Annotated in this window: 17 protein-coding genes; 10 read left to right on the top strand and 7 right to left on the bottom strand. The window is 32.5% G+C overall.

The window, feature by feature from the left end; all coding sequences use genetic code 11:
• Nucleotides 1-55: 55 nt before the first annotated feature.
• From JN168_RS03810 to JN168_RS03825, 4 genes are read right to left on the bottom strand one after another with little or no spacing between them, the layout of a single operon-like run.
• The gene (locus tag JN168_RS03810) at nucleotides 56-1,159 is read right to left on the bottom strand and encodes a mannitol-1-phosphate 5-dehydrogenase (RefSeq protein WP_279526184.1); all 1,104 of its coding nucleotides are present in this window, start codon (nucleotides 1,157-1,159) and stop codon (nucleotides 56-58) included.
• Nucleotides 1,159-1,593: a PTS mannitol transporter subunit IIA gene (locus JN168_RS03815; RefSeq protein WP_042739455.1), complete on the bottom strand. Its 435-nt coding sequence runs from the start codon at nucleotides 1,591-1,593 to the stop codon at nucleotides 1,159-1,161. Before JN168_RS03815 ends, JN168_RS03810 begins: the two co-directional genes overlap by 1 nt.
• Before the next feature lie 12 nt (nucleotides 1,594-1,605).
• Nucleotides 1,606-3,633, bottom strand: coding sequence for a BglG family transcription antiterminator (locus tag JN168_RS03820; protein ID WP_042739456.1), 2,028 nt, complete (start codon nucleotides 3,631-3,633; stop codon nucleotides 1,606-1,608).
• Between the two features lie 40 nt (nucleotides 3,634-3,673).
• On the bottom strand, nucleotides 3,674-5,215 hold the full coding sequence (locus JN168_RS03825) for a PTS mannitol transporter subunit IIBC (protein ID WP_229366905.1): 1,542 nt from the start codon (nucleotides 5,213-5,215) through the stop codon (nucleotides 3,674-3,676).
• 654 nt (nucleotides 5,216-5,869) lie between these two features.
• On the opposite strand from JN168_RS03825, the gene glmS reads away from it, so the two are divergent.
• The 4 genes from glmS (at nucleotide 5,870) to JN168_RS03845 (ending at nucleotide 9,956) form a co-directional block, all read left to right on the top strand.
• Nucleotides 5,870-7,675 (top strand): glutamine--fructose-6-phosphate transaminase (isomerizing), encoded by a 1,806-nt coding sequence (gene glmS, locus JN168_RS03830; RefSeq protein ID WP_042739458.1) that lies wholly within the window; start codon nucleotides 5,870-5,872, stop codon nucleotides 7,673-7,675.
• 160 nt (nucleotides 7,676-7,835) lie between these two features.
• Nucleotides 7,836-8,192 carry a DUF2200 domain-containing protein gene (locus JN168_RS03835; RefSeq protein WP_107512925.1) on the top strand — a complete coding sequence of 119 codons (357 nt, stop codon included), beginning with the start codon at nucleotides 7,836-7,838 and terminating at the stop codon, nucleotides 8,190-8,192.
• Between the two features lie 58 nt (nucleotides 8,193-8,250).
• Nucleotides 8,251-9,060 carry an ABC transporter ATP-binding protein gene (locus JN168_RS03840; protein WP_279526185.1) on the top strand — a complete coding sequence of 270 codons (810 nt, stop codon included), beginning with the start codon at nucleotides 8,251-8,253 and terminating at the stop codon, nucleotides 9,058-9,060.
• Between the two features lie 41 nt (nucleotides 9,061-9,101).
• Nucleotides 9,102-9,956, top strand: coding sequence for an HAD family hydrolase (locus JN168_RS03845; RefSeq protein ID WP_042739461.1), 855 nt, complete (start codon nucleotides 9,102-9,104; stop codon nucleotides 9,954-9,956).
• Nucleotides 9,957-10,682: 726 nt separating this feature from the next.
• Here JN168_RS03845 and JN168_RS03850 read toward each other — a convergent pair.
• Nucleotides 10,683-11,786, bottom strand: a complete 1,104-nt coding sequence (locus JN168_RS03850) for a hypothetical protein (protein WP_279526186.1) — start codon at nucleotides 11,784-11,786, stop codon at nucleotides 10,683-10,685.
• 130 nt (nucleotides 11,787-11,916) lie between these two features.
• Here JN168_RS03850 and JN168_RS03855 point away from each other — a divergent pair, with 130 nt between their 5' ends.
• Complete coding sequence (locus JN168_RS03855; RefSeq protein WP_042739463.1) at nucleotides 11,917-12,648, top strand: metallophosphoesterase family protein; 732 nt, start codon at nucleotides 11,917-11,919, stop codon at nucleotides 12,646-12,648.
• Between the two features lie 237 nt (nucleotides 12,649-12,885).
• On the opposite strand, the gene czrB is transcribed toward JN168_RS03855, so the two are convergent.
• Both czrB and JN168_RS03865 read right to left on the bottom strand, forming a co-directional pair.
• Nucleotides 12,886-13,854 (bottom strand): CDF family zinc efflux transporter CzrB, encoded by a 969-nt coding sequence (gene czrB / locus JN168_RS03860; RefSeq protein ID WP_042739464.1) that lies wholly within the window; start codon nucleotides 13,852-13,854, stop codon nucleotides 12,886-12,888.
• A 19-nt stretch (nucleotides 13,855-13,873) separates the two neighbouring features.
• Complete coding sequence (locus JN168_RS03865; protein WP_042739465.1) at nucleotides 13,874-14,173, bottom strand: ArsR/SmtB family transcription factor; 300 nt, start codon at nucleotides 14,171-14,173, stop codon at nucleotides 13,874-13,876.
• Nucleotides 14,174-14,327: 154 nt separating this feature from the next.
• Here JN168_RS03865 and JN168_RS03870 point away from each other — a divergent pair, with 154 nt between their 5' ends.
• From JN168_RS03870 to JN168_RS03890, 5 genes are all read left to right on the top strand, one after another.
• Nucleotides 14,328-14,984, top strand: a complete 657-nt coding sequence (locus JN168_RS03870; RefSeq protein WP_042739466.1) for an SDR family oxidoreductase — start codon at nucleotides 14,328-14,330, stop codon at nucleotides 14,982-14,984.
• A 217-nt stretch (nucleotides 14,985-15,201) separates the two neighbouring features.
• A complete protein-coding gene (locus JN168_RS03875; protein ID WP_042739467.1) occupies nucleotides 15,202-15,900 on the top strand; it encodes a FadR/GntR family transcriptional regulator in 699 nt (232 codons plus the stop codon).
• A 648-nt stretch (nucleotides 15,901-16,548) separates the two neighbouring features.
• Nucleotides 16,549-17,484 carry a type I phosphomannose isomerase catalytic subunit gene (locus tag JN168_RS03880; protein WP_042739468.1) on the top strand — a complete coding sequence of 312 codons (936 nt, stop codon included), beginning with the start codon at nucleotides 16,549-16,551 and terminating at the stop codon, nucleotides 17,482-17,484.
• A gap of 28 nt (nucleotides 17,485-17,512) precedes the next feature.
• Nucleotides 17,513-17,743: a hypothetical protein gene (locus JN168_RS03885; protein WP_042739469.1), complete on the top strand. Its 231-nt coding sequence runs from the start codon at nucleotides 17,513-17,515 to the stop codon at nucleotides 17,741-17,743.
• Between the two features lie 208 nt (nucleotides 17,744-17,951).
• Nucleotides 17,952-18,932, top strand: a complete 981-nt coding sequence (locus JN168_RS03890) for a YeiH family protein (RefSeq protein ID WP_042739470.1) — start codon at nucleotides 17,952-17,954, stop codon at nucleotides 18,930-18,932.
• Nucleotides 18,933-18,971 lie beyond the last annotated feature (39 nt).

Genomic DNA, 18,971 nt, shown 5'->3' on the forward strand with positions numbered 1-18,971 from the left:
TTACTCAGGTTAGTAGTACTTTTTTGGTTAAGAGATGGTATAAGTACGCTGCTTATTAAAGTAATTCGTATGCTTTAACAATTTCTTCAGTTAATTGAGCGTCTGTTTTAGCATACTCTTTTAAAAATGCTTCAACACCATATGATTTAATATAGTTATTTTTTTCTACGGTTTCTTTATCGTTACTATCATCATATTTCAATAAGAGCGCAGCAGTTTTTACTAAATGATCATGCTTTAATTGATTTTTATATAAATAGTTTAACGGTTTAATTATACGATCTTGTGGTCCTATTTTTCTTAAAGTACCGCGACCTACACGTGTTACTTCATCTGATAGGTGTGGGTTTTCAAATCGTTTAATAATTTTTTCAACATACTGTGCCTGAGCTTCAGGTGTGAAATCAAATTGATGTGTGATATATTGGCTTGTTTCTTCAAGTGTTCCATATAAATCATGTTTGATACCTTGGTCTTTAACTGCATCTAAAACTGTAGGTTTGTTGTGATATTTACCAGCATAAGCTAAGAAGGCATGACCCGTATTAACAGTCAATAATTTTCTTTCAATATATGGTGTTAGTTTATCAACATATTTGATGTGTTCTAATTCTGGACCAAACCAAGTATCCTTTTCTACAACCCATTCGTAAAATGGTTCAACCATAACATCTAAAATGTTGTCATTGCTTTGTAGTGGTACGATTCGATCAACGGCTGAATTTGAGAAATGAATGTGGTCACCTAATGGGCCAGTGATATCAAGGATTGCTTCCTTTAAAGTGTCTGTTGCCATAATTGCATTTTCACATGCAACAATATTTACTGGTGTTTCCTTTTCCTTTAAAAATGAAGCAAATGATTTAGCGATAATTGGTAAAATATTTACACCAACTGCTGTAGTAATAATATCTGCTTCTAATACAGCTTGTTTTAATTTATCACTAGGGGATGCTGAATTAATTGCATCCACTTTGTGTACGCGTGTTGTTGTTCGTGCTTCATCTGCTAAGATAACATCATAAGCATGTGCTTTATCTAAGGCGTCTATAATTTCTGTATTTACATCTGCGAAAGTGACTTTGATATTATTATCCGCTAAAATATATCCGATAAATCCTCTGCCTATATTGCCAGCGCCAAAGTGTAATGCTTTCATTATGCGTCAGCCTCCTCGAATACTTGTTTAATTTCTTCAGCTGACTTAGCGTTCACGATACGTTCTACATTTTCTTCTTCACTAAATGTAATTGCAATTTTAGAAAGTAAGTCTAAATGCTCACCGTCTTTTCCAGCGATACCTACAACTACTTTAACTTCTTCTCCGTCCCAATCAATACCTTCAGGAATTTGTAATAGCGTTAGTCCTGATTGTAAAACGCTTGCCTTTGCTTCGTCAGTACCATGTGGTATCGCTAAACCATTACCCATAAATGTTGAAACAACTTGTTCACGGTCTTTCATAGCTTGGATATATGCATCAGTTACAGCACCGCTTGATACTAACGCTTGTCCTGCTTTTTCAATTGCTTCATTTTGGTTGCTTACTGTTGCGTTAATAAAGATATTTTCATTACTAAATAATTCTGTCATAGTTAATCTCTCCTAGTTAAGTAAATTTTTTATTTTTGAAAGGTAGCTTTGCTTTATAATTTCAGTTATTTGTTCAGGTTCTTGCATAAATTCGTCTAAACTGTCTAAATGTTCGACTAACTTACTAGATAAATCACTAATAATTTCAGATAATACTGTGTCATCCGCAGGTAAAAACATATTAATTAAATAGCGAATTTCTATTACAGTATGATTATCTTTTTTAAATAATAGTGGTTTTTCTAATATTGAAATTAAAATAAATGGCTTTTGAATTAAATCACTCTTTAAATGTGGTATTGCAATTGGATAAGGATCTAACGCAAAACTTTGTTCTTCATTACGTTGTTGTAATAACTTAACGAATGCTGATGAATCATTAATTATTTGATGTTTTAAAGTTTGCTCTCTTAAATAGCTTATCCAGTTGTTAATGTTACTATTATCAATATAAACTGAATCTATGAGTTCTAAACCTTTTCTTATAAAGGACAATGTTGAAGTAGAATCGGTAATTTCATTGACTAAACTGGGCTCAGTAGTCATTGGTTTAGTGTTGGCATTTGATTTTAAAAATGCAGCAACGTGATTAATGTCAGCATCCGGTAATAATGGATTAACTGTAATATAAGGTACAGTAATATCTAAATCTACAGTTGAGATAATAGCATCAAAATCACTGGTATTTAAGTGTCTTAAATCACCGACGGATGCCTGTTTTGTTTGGGTGATTTCACTAAATGTTTGTTGTAGTCTCGTCGCTAATAAACGACTCGTACCAATGCCACTACTGCAAACGACTAATATAGATAGTGTATTTGTTTGTTGGCTGTATATCGCACCACCAAAATGTAATACAATAAATGCAATTTCACTGTCTGGAAATTGTAATTCAGGCCAGGTTTGTTGTAATGCTGTGCTAACCCCTTTAAATAGCACAGGATATTTCTGTTTAATCATTTCAGTTAACGGATTATATGTTTCAATATTTGCTTTAAGGCGATTTATTGCAGGTATAATATGCAATTTCAAACCTTCTGTCAAAGTTGTAGCATCTTTAAATGTTACTTTTGATGCTAGTGCAACTCTGTCTACAAAATTGGATATAACCGTTTCATCTTTGACATCATTGAGGTCTTCAGTAGATGCCTTTCGTTTAGCGCCACGTAAATGTATCGTGATAAATGTAATTTCTGCTTGGGTAAACTGAACACCATATATATGTTCAAGGTGTAATGCCAATGCTTGAGCAACTTCATGTTCAAAGGTATCTTTAACATTGTTGTAAATATCATCACTTAAACCAACATATTCTCCATTTAACATACGATCAATACTTAAGACAACGTGTACAGTAAGTGTTAAGTAACTTGATTCAGTTAATGCGTAGGGAAGTTGCCCCAAGTGGTCCATAAGAATACGTTCAACTTGGAAAATTTTGTCCATATCAACCATAGAAAGTTGTGAAGCATTGAGTGATTGATAAACAAAGTGATTTTCAATTACAGAATAGACACTTGTACTGTTTAAGTTATTAACCATTAATTGGCTTAATAACTCTCTTTTTTTAGATTCAGGACCTTCTAAACGAATACCTTCTCCACGTTTTTTAATTAACTGTAACTGGTATTGTGTTAATTCATGTTCTAATTCATCTAACAGTTTAGCTAATGTTTGAGTAGATACACCAATTTCGTGGGCCAGACTATATTGTTTAATAGGTTCCTTTGCCTGAATAAGCCCATATAAAATAATTACTTTCTGTTCTTCTTGAGATAAGTCAATAGTGTCTTGTTTTAAAATAGTGTTTTTAAGGCGAGTCATTAATTCCTGATTTGCAACTAATTGAATACCTTTTTTATTAACACGCTCAAGTTTAATATCGAATGTGTCGAGAAATATTTCTATAGATTTTAATTCCCGATGAATAGTACGAGAGGATACAGCTAGATGTTGAGCAATGTCATAAATTTTGACATATTGACCGTGATATTTAATTAACATTTCGATAATTTCTTTTTCACGAGTACTTAAAAACATAGCTATATCCTCCATTGAATGCCTTTAACAATTAAGGTATTTATTTTTCTTCTTCTTTTAAATTTTCTAATAATTCATCATATCTTGGTGAATTCAAGAAGTTGTCTACAGAAATATGAATTGCACTTGGAACTTGTTTGATTGCTCTATCTGTAAGTTTCTTTTGTGTAATTACAAGTTGTGCATCGCCTGGTAATTGATTTATTGCAGTATTGGTTACGTCAACGTTTTGAATGCCTGCTTTTTTAAATTTATTTCTTAACATACTTGCACCCATAGCACTTGAACCCATACCAGCATCACAAGCAAAGATGACATGGTTTACTTTGCTATAATCATGAGCATCAACATTTTCGGTATCATAATTATCTAGTAAATCCTCTTCCGATTCTTCACGCTCATTGTCACTTGCAGTAGCAGAAGTTGTAGCAGTTTCAGTTGTATTATTATCTTCTTTCCCTGATAATTTAGATGCTACACTTGATTTTTTACCTTTACTTGCTTCCATCTTAGCAGTAGCAGCTTCTAAATCTTGTTCTGGTTCTTTAGTGAATTTCAATATTAATGAAGCAACGATAAATGAAACAAGTGCTGCTAATAATACACCAAGTACCATTTGTAAGAATTCACCTTTAGGTGCATTTAACATATAAACAATAAATGAACCTGGTGAAGCAGGGCTCTTGAATCCGAAATCAACCATAGAATATGTTGCAACACCAGTCATACCGCCTAATATAACTGCGATAAATAATAATGGTCTCATCAATACGTAAGGGAAGTAAATTTCATGAATACCACCTAAGAAATGTATAATTCCAGCTCCGTATGATGTAGCTTTAGCAGTTCCTTTACCAAAAATCATATAAGCAACTAGGATACCTATACCTGGCCCTGGATTTGATTCGATTGTGTATAGAATAGATTGACCTGCTGATGCAGCTTGATCAGCACCAAGTGGTGTAAACACACCATGATTTATTGCATTATTTAAAAATACAATTTTAGCCGGTTCGACAATAATACTTACTAAAGGTAATAAGTGGGCATGTACTAAACTTTCAACAGCTAATGAAAGAATATGCATTATGAATTGCATAATTGGTGCTAATACTTTAAAGCCAATTATTGTCATAATGAAGCCTAAAATACCTGCAGAAAAGTTGTTAAATAACATTTCGAAACCTTGTGGTGTTCTCGGCTGAATGAATTCGTCTGTCTTCTTCATTAACCAACCAACTAAAGGTCCCATTATCATTGCGCCTAATAACATTGGCGTATCTGGTAGTGCAACGATTACTCCCATCGTTGCTACAGCAGCGATAATGCCGCCACGCATTTCGTGAATCAAGCGTCCACCACTATAAGCAATTAGTAATGGAATTAAATAAGTAATCATTGGTCCTGCTAGTTGGCTTAAATCTTTGTTAGGCCACCAGCCTCCATCAATGAATATTGCAGCAATAAACCCCCATGCGATAAAGGCGCCGATATTCGGCATAATCATACTACTTAAAAATGATCCAAATGCTTGAACCTTACGACCGATTCCTTTATTCTCCTCAGTTTGAGCTTGTGCCATATTTTTGCACCCCTTTTTATCTATTTGGTATAGCTTCATTGTAGGGGGAGGAGGTCATATAAACAACTGAAAGTAATTTAAACTTTGTCACAGCTCATGTGACAAATGTATGTGTACAAAGAAAATGATTATTTATTACGGGTTATTTATTTAAAATAATAAAAATTTGATATTTAAATCCAATCTATTTATAAAGTTTATTTAATGTTTGCATTGCATGAGTTAAACATTGTACAATAGGTTGTATTGAAGGAAGGAGGATAGGAAAGTAAGTTGATCAATTTAAAGCGCCTGTGCAAGTGATGAGGTATTGTATCGAAGATTTAAGATTTATATCAGAAATCTTAATAGATAAGGATATCGAAACTTGTAGACGAGGAGGATAGTTATCGAACCATCGGCGGATGCTATCCCGGATGTGGCTCATTCGTGAACTTATTAAGGAAAACATTAGGGTAACCTAGTGCACAAAGTTAATAAGTTAGCCAAATTAAATAAAAACTATAAAAAGGTCATTGGGATAAGTATGTACTTTTTTAGAGTGATTTATAACCATTTAATGAAAATTAGTCTATAGAATTGTATTTATTTATTACGCACCATACTTATATTTAGCGTTTATACCAATGCCTTAATCATTGGAGGAATTATTAAATGTGCGGAATCGTAGGTTATATCGGGCATGATAATGCTAAAGAATTATTATTAAAAGGATTAGAAAAATTAGAATATAGAGGTTATGATTCAGCTGGTGTTGCTGTTGCAAATGACGAAGGTACTTCAGTATTTAAATCAAAAGGTAGAATAGCAGACCTAAGAGAAGTAGCTGACAGTGAATCCACAGATGGAAACGTAGGTATTGGACATACACGTTGGGCAACACACGGTGTACCTAACTATGAAAATTCACATCCACACCGTTCAAGTTCTAACCGTTTTACATTGGTTCATAATGGTGTAATCGAGAACTATGAAGAATTAAAGAACGAATATTTAGCAGATGTATCATTTATATCTGAAACTGATACAGAAGTGATTGTGCAATTGGTTGAACATTTTTCAAATGAAGGCTTAACAACAGAAGCTGCTTTCTCTAAAGTAATCTCATTATTAGAAGGTTCATATGCTTTAGGTTTAATTGACAATGAAGATAAAGAGACTATCTTTGTTGCGAAAAACAAATCTCCATTATTAGTTGGAATAGGTGAAGATTTTAACGTTATTGCATCTGATGCCATTGCTATGTTACAAGTTACAAATCAATATAAAGAGATTCACGATCATGAAATTGTAATTGTTAAACGAGATGAAGTCGTTATCAAAGATCAACAAGGTAATGTCCAAGATAGAGAAGCATATACAGCACAAATTGACGCATCTGACGCTGAAAAGGGTGTATATGATCACTATATGCTTAAGGAAATTCACGAACAACCTGCAGTTATGCGTCGTATTATTCAAGAATATCAAGATGAAGATGGAAACTTGAAAATGGATGCAGAAATTATTAAAGACGTTGCAGAAGCAGACCGTATTTATATTATTGCTGCGGGTACAAGTTACCATGCTGGTTTAGTTGGTAAAGAATTTATCGAAAAATGGGCAGGCGTACCTACTGAAGTGCATGTAGCATCAGAGTTTGTTTACAACATGCCATTATTATCAGAAAAACCATTATTTATCTATATCTCTCAATCAGGTGAAACTGCGGATAGTAGAGCAGTACTTGTTGAAACTAACAAATTAGGACATAAATCATTAACAATCACTAACGTTGCTGGCTCAACACTATCACGTGAAGCTAACCACACATTATTGTTACATGCTGGTCCTGAAATTGCAGTAGCATCAACTAAAGCATACACAGCTCAAATTGCTGTATTATCTATCTTGTCACAAATTGTAGCTAAAGAACATGGACGAGAAGCGGAGATTGATTTATTACGTGAACTTGCTAAAGTTACAACTTCAATTGAAGCAATCGTTGATGACGCAGATATTATGGAACAAATTTCAAAAGATTTCTTAGCGACAACTAGAAATGCATTCTTTATTGGTCGTACAATTGATTATAATGTAAGTCTTGAAGGCGCATTGAAATTGAAAGAAATTTCGTATATTCAAGCTGAAGGCTTTGCAGGTGGAGAGTTAAAACATGGTACTATTGCATTGATCGAAGAGGGAACACCAGTCATTGCATTAGCTACACAAGACAATGTAAACCTTTCAATCCGTGGTAATGTTAAGGAAGTTGTAGCACGTGGTGCACATCCTTGTATCATTTCAATGGACGGTTTAGATAAAGAAGGCGATACTTATGTTATCCCACATGTACATGAATTATTGACACCACTTGTATCAGTAGTTGCATTACAATTAATTTCTTATTATGCAGCACTACACAGAGATTTAGATGTTGATAAACCACGTAACTTAGCAAAATCAGTTACAGTTGAATAATGATAGTAAATAGAAACTGTCGGTAGAGTCTACACTTTATCGACAGTTTTTTTATATGCTTTTATTTCAACTTTTGAAATCAATTCGTTGTTAAAAAGTTGTGCATTTATTATGCTTAGTGTATTGAAATAAATAATTGATTAGTGAAAGGAATTTGATGATGTCTAAACCTAAAGTTTATACAATGGAATTTGGTTTTGTGTATCCTCATTTAATCAATAAAGTTGAAAAAAAGGGCCGAACAAAAGGTGAAGCAGATCAACTTATAAAATGGATGACAGGTTATAGTCAACAAGATCTAGACAACCTTATTGAGGACGGTACAGATTATGAAAATTTTATTTTAAAAGCACCGGAGTTAAATCCTGATAGACGTAACATAACTGGGCGTATTTGTGGAGTGAAAGTCGAGGATATGGAAGAATCTGTAATGAAAGAAATTCGATACTTAGATAAATTGATTGATGAACTTGCAAAAGGGAAATCAATAGAACAAATTACAGAGCGATTAAAGTAAGATGAATAGTTAATTTGTTTGTTATAGCAATGTACTTTAAAAAAAGGGGTTAATCAACGTGCTAATAGACTTAAATGGAATCTCAAGAAGAAAGCAAGGTAAAGAAATAATTCAAGATGTAACTTGGCAAATTCAAAAAGGTGAAAAATGGATGCTCTATGGCTTGAATGGCGCGGGTAAAACAACGCTATTAAATATTTTAAATGCCTACGAACCTATCACATCAGGTGAGATTAGTTTATTTAATATGAAACCTGGTAAACAAGGCTATTCTGCAGATGCTGTTCGTGAAAATATTGGATTTGTATCAAATAGTCTTATGGATCGTTTCCAGGATGGCGAAATAGTATTAGACGTTGTGATTAGTGGTATTTTCAAATCTATAGGCGTCTATCAATCAGTGACAAGTGAACATATTGAAAGAGCTAAACGCAGCTTACAACAACTTGGCATGACTGAATTTGAACAGCAGTATTATGGTTATCTTTCTACAGGTGAAAGACAAAAGGTATTAATCGCAAGAGCATTGATGGGAGAACCACAATTGTTAATTCTAGATGAGCCAGCTTCTGGATTAGACTTTATAGCTAGAGAAGATTTGTTATCAACATTAGATGAACTTTATGAACAACATCCAGAATTGGCAGTGATTTATGTCACACATTTCGTTGAAGAAATAACTGAACGGATTCAAAAAGGTTTCTTGTTAAAGAATGGTCAACGCTTTATGCAAGGGGACATAGAAAGTGTGTTAAACAGTGACACATTATCGAACTATTTTAATAGAAATGTAAGTATTATAAAACAAAATCGTCGTTATTCTTTATTTTTAAATGAGGATAAGATTGCGGAAAATCAGAGAAAGTGACATAATTTAGGACGATATTAAATGTTGGAGGCAAACAAATAATGGATAATGTAAAAGCAATATTTTTAGATATGGATGGAACTATTTTACATAAAAATAATAGAGTAGATTCTGAAACAGCAGATGTAATTGCACAATTGAGAAGTAAAGGGTTTAAGGTGTTTTTAGCAACTGGTAGAGCGCATAATGAAATTCATTATTTAGTCCCAGAAACATTTGAAGTTGATGGTATTATAAGTTCAAATGGTACGCTTGGCATGGTAAATGACGAAATTATCTTTAAACACAGTTTGTCGTTTAATGCAGTAAATGAAATTGTTAGCCGTGCACAACAGCAATCAATTTATTATGAGGTATTTCCGTTTGAAGGTAACAGAATTGTGCTTGCAGAAGATGAGGCTTGGGCTAAATCATTATTTGATGCTGAAACGCCACCTGGTAAGGTTGGAGAAAGTGAATGGACATCACGTAAAGAATCTATAGTTGAAAAGGTAGATTGGTCATCTGAATTACCAAGTACTACTTATTCTAAAATATATTTATTCTCAACTGATTTTGATAAAATTACTGCTTATAGAGAGCAATTAAAGAAAGATGCTGAGTCATTGCAAATTAGTGTATCAAATTCTTCTCGCTTTAATGCTGAAACGATGGCTTATCAGACTGATAAAGGTACAGGTATCAAAGAAATGATAGAACATTTTGGGATTGAGCAATCTGAAACGCTAGTCATTGGTGACAGTGATAATGATAGAGCGATGTTTGAGTTTGGTCATTATACTGTAGCAATGAAAAATGCGCGACCTGAAATACAGTCTCTAACAAAAGATGTAACTTCATATACCAATGAGGAAAATGGTGCAGCGCGCTATTTAGCAGAACACTTTTTAAAATAAAGATGTGTAATGATTTATTAATAAGTAAGTTAATGCTATAGTGCATCACAAAAATATTTTTTATTGAGGGATGCTGCAAATATTATATATGACACTTCGTGGATTAACTTTAATAATGTCTATTAAATTGTGCGAAGTGTCTTATTTTTTGTGTTTTGATGCGTAAATACCATAGGGTTAGAATGTTTGATTGTTTGGTATTTGAGTATGTGTAATGCCAATTGAGTTATATTCCTATACAAACGATACATTTAATACGGGCAACCTAAAGTATTTCAATGTAAAAATCATACGTTTTTGTAAAGTATGTTGGCGAGACTCCTGTGGAAACAGGACAAGCTGAAGACTACAGGCTGAAGCTGTCCCCCAGGAAAGCGAGCTAATATTACGAATATATTGTAAATCAAATCGTCAGTAAATGTAAGATTAGACATTTAATGATTAGCATTTAAGTTTATATATTCTGACACAAATTTAAAATGAAGTTCGTAATGTAATTTATTATTAATATGTAAAACAATATTTACTGAAAAGTATTATGGCGAGACTCCTGAGGGAGCAGGACAAGCTGAAGACTACAGGCTGAAGCTGTCCCCTAGGAAAGCGAGCCAATAATACAAAATATAAAAAAAGTAGCACTCAGATAAATTGAATTCAATTATCTGAGTGCTACTTTTCTAGGATTAAAAATCCAGATTTGTTTTAAATTGTTATAAAAACATGTTGTTATTTCTCTGACTGATTAAAATTGTCTTTTAGTTTAGAGCCTTCTGATTTAGCTTTATCTTGTACAGACTCTGTTTGTTCTGAAACATTAGATTTAGCTTTATCTTGTGCTAAATCTGTTTTATCAGAGGCACTTGCTTTAGCTTTTTCTGTAGCATTTGCAACGCTCTTATTCGCTTTAGCTTTCTTTTTAGCGTCAGGATCAATATTTTTGCCGTCAAGGTTATAATATTGAATTGTTGCTAAAATATTAATGTAATAGATAAACAATCTTACTAAAATAACAACGATTGTTACGATATAAACAATTACTGTAGCTATATTTTGTGAAATACCGCCTGTACCAATAGAAATTAATTGACTAACCGGATTTGCTAAGATAATTACAATTAGGTTTAATAGTAAGATGCCAAGGAAGAATTTGAACCAAGTTTTTTGGCCGTTTTTAACACCTTTAAAGCCACGTTTAACTGCCTTCCATGCACCATCTTCTGGTGACTTGATAAATGCAACTGTAAAATTGATAATAACAATAGCCATAAACCAAATGATAAATGATTGGATAAATAAAACGATTGTGGCTGCAATAATTTGGAAAGTAAGTGAAATTGCTAATGCATGGTCTGCACCACTAATAGGTCCTTGTAATGCAGTGTATAGACTTACAATTCCTAAATTTAGTAATTTAGCTAGTAATAAATTAATAGCCATAAATACTACCACAGTTAATAAAGTAAATAGAGATAATTTAACTGATTTTAAGTATTTACCCTTTTTAAACATGGCAAAGATATCTTTAAATTTAGCTTGATCTTTATTAATTGCTTTATCGATTGTGTAGATAGTTCCAGCAATAATAGGGTAACCTACAAAGATAACGACAATTAATGGAATTAAAATAGTTAATATGAGCAAGAACAACGGTTTAGCAATTGGTTGTTGCATTGCCATTGACATTACAAAGCTATATATTGATGTTTGCATTGGAATCAAAGTTAAATAAGTCAATGCAAATAGAATTACAAAACTCACTAATGTAAACAATAAAATTTTAGCATTTTGTGGTTTAGCATTTTGTAAAGCTAGTTTATGAAATTTAAACAAAATTTAAGCACTCCTTTTTGATGATAAGAATACGATATCAAAAATTTGAAGATTTTAAAATTAATAGGTAGCAAAATTGAAATAAAATGTTAAAATATCCAATTGAGTATGAAGGAAAGGTGGCAAAATCATGAAATTTGCAATTATAACTGATGTTCATGGAAATTTTGATGCATTAGAAGCAGTTTTAGATGATATTGATCGACGAGGAGATATCACTAAAATTTATAATTTAGGAGACAATATAGGTGTAGGGCATGAAACCAATAAAGTTTTAGATGCTATTTTTGAAAGAGATGACATGGAAATTATTGCTGGTAATCATGATGAAGCGGTCATGTCTTTAGTGAATGATACGCCATATCCAAGTGATTTAAAAGATAAGTTTTATGAACATCATCAATGGATTGAGAATCATCTAGATGAAGATTATTATGATGCATTGAATAACTTGCCGCGTGTTTTAGAGAAAAAAATTAATCATAAGGATGTTTTATTTATCCATTATGAAATTGAGAATGATAAATTACAAACACCAATCGATGGTCAACCGTTTAGTCCAATTGTTGAACCGACTGAGGATAATATCACCCAGTTATTTGAAGATAAAGATGCAGATCTTATTACATTTGGTCATAATCATACAGTTCATTTATTTGATGATAAGTCGACAATTTATTTTAACCCTGGTTCGGTAGGTCTAAATAATGGGGCATATGCAGTTTATGGTATTGTCACAATAGATGATAATGAAATAGCTTGTGATAGAATAAAGGTCCCATATGATAACGAAGAGTTTCTAAAAGGATTTGATGAAAAGCAAGTACCTGGTAAAGCTTTAATTTTTGATAAATTTATTTAATAAGGAATTGTTAAAAAAGTAAAGAATGAAAAGACATAAATGAGATATGACACTGTCATCAAATCGGTAAAAGTTATAAAGTTGATTGACTAAGTAAGTGTCCTAAGCTAAATAAGTTGATAATAAACTAAAAAAGCTGTTCCATTTGAAGTGACTTGATATACACTCCAAATGTTGGATCAGCTTTTTTATATAATATTAATTTATTGCAAGATATGGGGTTACATTAATATATCGTTAATGCGCATGTGAATGATGACTGTGATGGTGTGTATTTAGTACTGCGGAACATAATGTTTTATCATCATGTTTATGTGCACTTGTTTCTAATTGAATCGTCATATGCTGAATATTTAAATGTTCGAGTGTCTGCTCAATACGATGTAATAACTGCTCACCTTCGGCAATGGACATTTCATTATCAACAACGGCATGGCAACTTAATGCATTCATTTCATTGGAAATAGTCCAAATGTGGCAATCATGTACGGCATGTATAGCAGGCTCGCTTTTTATAGATGCAATCACTTGATTGATATCTACATTTGATGGCGTACCTTCCATCAAGATATTGAGTGAAGATTTAGTAATACCCCAACTACTTTTAATTATGAGTAGTGAGACAATAATACTCGCTATTGGGTCAGCTACGTACCAACCAAATGACCATATTAATATAGCTGCAATAATTGCTCCAACTGATCCTAATAAATCTCCTAGCACATGTAAGAAAGCACCACGCATATTTATATTCTCGTGGGTATCTCCACCTTTAAACATAAATGAGGCAACGATGATATTTACAATTAAACCAATGACGCTAATGATAAACATTTCAGTGGATTGGACATTTTCTGGTACAAAGAATCTACGAATGGCCTCAATAATAATGACTACCCCTATAACAAATAATGTCACACCATTAAATAGGGCAGCTAGAATTTCAAACCGTTTGTAGCCAAAGGTTTTGGACTTGGTAGCATTTTTTTCAGCATATATAAAGGCTAATAATGCGACGCCTAGTGAAACTGAATCACTTAACATGTGTAGTCCGTCTGATAAGAGTGCTAAACTATTAGCGAAAAAGCCACCTATAATTTCGATAATCATAAATAAACCGATTATAATAAAACTAATTAATAAGACCTTTTTATTGTTTGTGTGTACATGACCGTGTGCATGATTATGTCCATGATGATCTGACATTTGGATTTCCACCTTTCATCTATGCTTTATGTGTTGCGTGATGTATTGCTTGATCTAGTAATGTAGTGACATGTGTATCGTCTAAGGCATAAATCATAGATTGACCCGAACGATTTGATTTAACGAGATGTGCTTGCTTTAATGTGCGTAATTGGTGTGAAACATTAGATTGACTTAAATTCAAAGTGTGTGCGATATGGCCAACACTACAATCACCTTGAGATAATAAGTGCATAATCCTAATTCGGTTTGCATCACTTAAAGCTTTAAATATTTCTGTTACATGTTCTAAAGTTGATTCATCAAATGATTCTGTCATACTTTCACCTCACCATATTAATATATGAACATTTATTCATATATTAATATATATTTGTCTTTTTGTCAAAATGATGGGATGAGTCGTTTTAGTTTTAAATTCTTATAAAAGTGGTAGACTTTTATTATGAAATCAATAAGGAGGTAACGAATATATGAGTATTTTACTTATTGGAGCAAATGGTGGCGTAGGTAAACACTTAGTAAATCAATTTAAAGATAGTGATGAAGCATTTACAGCTGGTGTAAGAAAAGAAGACCAGGTAGAATCATTAAAAGCAGAAGGCGTAGATAGTTTATTAATCGATGTAGAAGCAGATGATATTGATACGCTCAAAGAAAAAATTAAAGGATTTGATAAAGTTATTTTTTCTGTTGGTTCTGGTGGAAGCACTGGTGCAGATAAAACAATAAGTGTTGATTTAGACGGTGCAATTAAATCAATCAAAGCAAGTGAAGCTAATAATGTAAAACAATATGTAATGGTATCAACATATGATTCTCGTCGTGAGGCATTTGATGCAAGTGGTAGCTTGAAACCATATACGATTGCAAAGCATTATGCTGATGAATATTTAAAGCAAGCCTCAGTGCCATATACAATCGTACATCCTGGTGGTTTATTGGACGAAGCAGGTAATAACAAAATAGAAGTAGGCGCATTCTTTGAAGGACGTGGATCAATACCACGTGAGGATGTTGCAACAGTATTAAAAGAAGTTGTGTCATCTGATGATTATATTAATACTGAATTCCAAATCATTAGTGGTGAAAAAGATATTAAATCAGCTTTAGCTGAATTTGTTAAATAAACAAATGGTTGAACGCATAAACTGCTAAGTCAAATGTGATTATATTGGTGTATATCATAATAAATCATATGTTAGTAGGAGTTTAGCATTATGAGCTGTTCTTCTTGAGAGTTAATCCGTTTATGGATTAACTCTTTTTTTATTGAGAAAGTTATTCAATTTTGAGCTCACAAGTATTAAAATTTGATACAATAATACATATCGTGTGGAGGTTATTATGAAGATTTCAAACACAAAAATATACGAACAAGTTGCAGATATCATATTAGAAAGCATTAAATCAGGTGAATATAAAGTTGGAGATCGTTTACCCTCAATACAACAGTTGGCTCAAATATACGGTGTTAGTGTTGCGTCTATACGAGAAGCTTTAAATGCTTTACGAACAATTGGTGTAATCGAATTAAAACAAGGTTATGGGACATTTATTAAGCAAGTAAAGCCTACATTTTTTGAATTAGGTGACAAGTTTACATCGATCGAGCAAATTAAAGAACTATTAGAATTGAGAGAAATAGTTGAGAGTGCTACAGTGGAAAAGGCTGCTTTAAATCGTAATGACAGTGACTTGGCTCAGTTAAAGCAATCACTAGATGACATGGGAAAGGCAGTTACAGATGGAACTTCAGGAGAAAAAGCGGATCTTCAATTTCATTTGGCGATTGCTAAAGCTGCGAAAAATACTTTGCTAGTAGAGTTACTTAATAATATTTCAGGTTTAATTCAAGATTCCATGGAAGAAACACGTAAAATATTTATATATAGTGCTCAAAAAACAATGCATCGTTTACATGAAGAACATGTACGCATATACAACGCTATCAAATCACAAGATTCCAGTGAAGCAGTCATGGCGATGGAGGCACACCTGACAGAAGTAAGGGATACAATATTAACAAACTTTAAGCAATATTAATTAGTTATATCTATGAGTATCGAAGTTAGACGTTGCTCATAGATTTTTAAGATTGTGATGACAATATGTGACTCAAAGCTAGTTTTTAGACTGGCTGCATTTATGTGATTAACCATTATTAATAGGATATAAACTAAAAATTTTACATAAAAAAGAAGCCCAAACTTTCCATGTTTGGACTCCCTAGCAAATTTTATATTGTTGAAGGGGTTAACAACCCATTCAAGTGCATAATTAATCTTTAACTACCTTATACGCAGAATGCGCATGGGATACATTTTGTAACCCGAAGATTATTATACTATCACTAAGTTTGAGAAAGCAAGTGTAAAATTAATTTAATTTTAACAAATTTAATATATTATATAATCGGTGGTGTGAAATCGTTTGAATAAATAGCAATTCTTCTGTTGTTACGTCACAACAAAGCTTGGGTTATGATTTAACTTGATAATTCAAATTTAAAAGATTAATGACTACAAACATAGAAGTAAAAATTAAACGTTTTTAATAACTTGAGCAAAATTATGATACAATAATAATCGTGTAAGCAATATAATGAAAGCTTTATTAATCCATAGATAGATAAATAATTTTAAAAATTTCGATAGATAAATAAACAAATTGAACAATTTGGAGGTGTAAGTCATGGCATTATTTCTCAAGCCTATTTTCCATGAAAAAATATGGGGTGGCACAAAATTAAGAGACTTAGGATATGATATTCCAAGTGATAAGACAGGAGAAGCCTGGGGCATAGCTGCACATCCCAACGGTAACTGTGAAATTTTAAATGGACCATACAAGGGCCAAACATTAGCAAATCTGTGGAATGAACATAGAGAATTATTTGGAGACTTTCCAAGTAAAGACTTTCCATTAATGACCAAGATTGTTGATGCTACAGAATCGTTATCGGTTCATGTACATCCAGATGATGCTTATGCATTTGAGATGGAAGCAGGCCAATACGGTAAATCAGAATGTTGGTATATTATTGCTGCAGAAGAAGGCGCAGAAATTGTATATGGATTAAATGTTGATCATAAAGAAGAAGCGATTGATGTGATTGATGACGCTGCATTTGATTCAGCATTTAACAAAGTTAAGGTTAAACCTGGCGAATTTTATTTTATTCCAGCTGGGACAGTGCATTCCATTGGTGCAGGTGTATTAGTATATGAAACAATGCAATCTTCGGATGTTACATATAGAATATATGATTATGATAGAACAGAAAATGACACAAAACGCACATTAGACCATGACAAAGCAAAAGATGTGATTGAGATATCGACTGAAAATATCAATATTGCGACAGATACAGAAATAATAGAGAATCATAGACGTACACAGTTGGTTTCTAATGATTTCTTTACTATGGTTAAGTGGGAAATTTCTGGAACTTTAAATTATATGAAACCAAGAGAATTTGTCTTAGTATCGGTTATTGGTGGCGAAGGACAAGTGATAGTAGATGGAACTGTTTTTGATGTGACACAAGGTCAGAATTTCATTTTAACTTCAGATGACTTAGATACAATATTTGAAGGAGACTTTGAATTAATCATAAGTTACTTATAGTACTTTATTGTGAAAGGAGAGATGTGTGATGTATAAATATCTATATATTTCGTTAATATGTGGCATTATTTCTGGTGCAGGTATTTTCTTAAAAATACCACAATATCCTAGTCTCTTCATTCCTATGGCTATCAGTTTAATTGGTATGATTGCTGCAATAGTGACAATTCGAGATAAACAGGTTAGTAGCATGTTGCGTTTAGGTGGTATTTTAATTAATTTAATGCCATTGTTAGGTGCGTTTACAGTGACACAATAGTTTAATAGATAAGTATCTTTGCATTTATTAATGTAGGAGATACTTTTTTTGTGAAACTGTATAATATTTATTCAATATATTAAAAATCTAAAGCATTAATTACTTTTTGCGTTGAAATTTATTTAATTGAAATAATAGAAGTAGACATGATGATTAATTTTGATGCTGTGATAATCGCTTTGAAAAGTTTTTAGAAGGAATGGTGACAGTGGAAAAGGTTAGAGGTATTATTATGACCTTAGTGATTGCGATGGTAGCAACGATATTAGGTAGTAAGTTTCCTGTTATAGGAAGTGCAATTTTTGCAATTATTATTGGTATAATAATTAACAATATATTTTGGATTGCTCCAAAATATCGAGCAGGGATACAATTTAGTAGTAAAAAAATACTGCATTATAGCATTATAGTATTAGGGTTTAGTCTTAGTTTTCAGTCAATAGGTAGCGTTGGTTGGAAATCATTACCAATTATAGTTGTCACATTATTTGCAGCTTTTTTCACTGTATTTCTATTTATGAAATTATTCAAAATCAATGAAAACTTAGGTATATTAATAGGTGTTGGCACATCTATTTGTGGTGGTTCGGCAATTGCAGCAACAAGTCCTGTTATCAAAGCGAAAGAGAGTGAAGTAGCATTTGCGATAACGACAATTTTTCTATTTAATATCATTGCTGTCTTTATATTTCCTCCATTAGGCCACATATTCCAGATGAATCAAGTTACGTTTGGTTATTTTGGAGGTACAGCAATTAATGATACATCTAGCGTTATAGCGGCAACTTCGAGTTATGGTGATCAAGCACTAGCAACAGGTGCTATAGTAAAACTTACACGAACGTTAATGATAATTCCGGTCGTCTTATACTTTACCTATCGCACGATTAAAAAAGAAAAAGAGCAACATACAAACGTTGCAATAAAAAATATATTTCCTTGGTTTATCCTTTGGTTTGTTATCGCATCAATCATTAGTACTGTATGTCATTTTCCATCACAATTGATTCAAATATTCCAACAGTTGTCAGTATTTTTAATAACAATGGCTATGGCTGGAATCGGCTTAACAGTTAACTTAAAACAATTTAAATCAGCAGGTATTAAACCGATTTTGTTAGGCTTAATTACATGGCTCATTGTCATAATAACTAGTATCATTACAATGAAGCTAATTAACTTAATGTAATGTTTGTTCAATAAGCAGTTTTTGCATATAATAGGTAAG

The sequence above is a fragment of the Staphylococcus gallinarum genome, from assembly GCF_029774255.1.
Taxonomy (GTDB): domain Bacteria; phylum Bacillota; class Bacilli; order Staphylococcales; family Staphylococcaceae; genus Staphylococcus; species Staphylococcus gallinarum.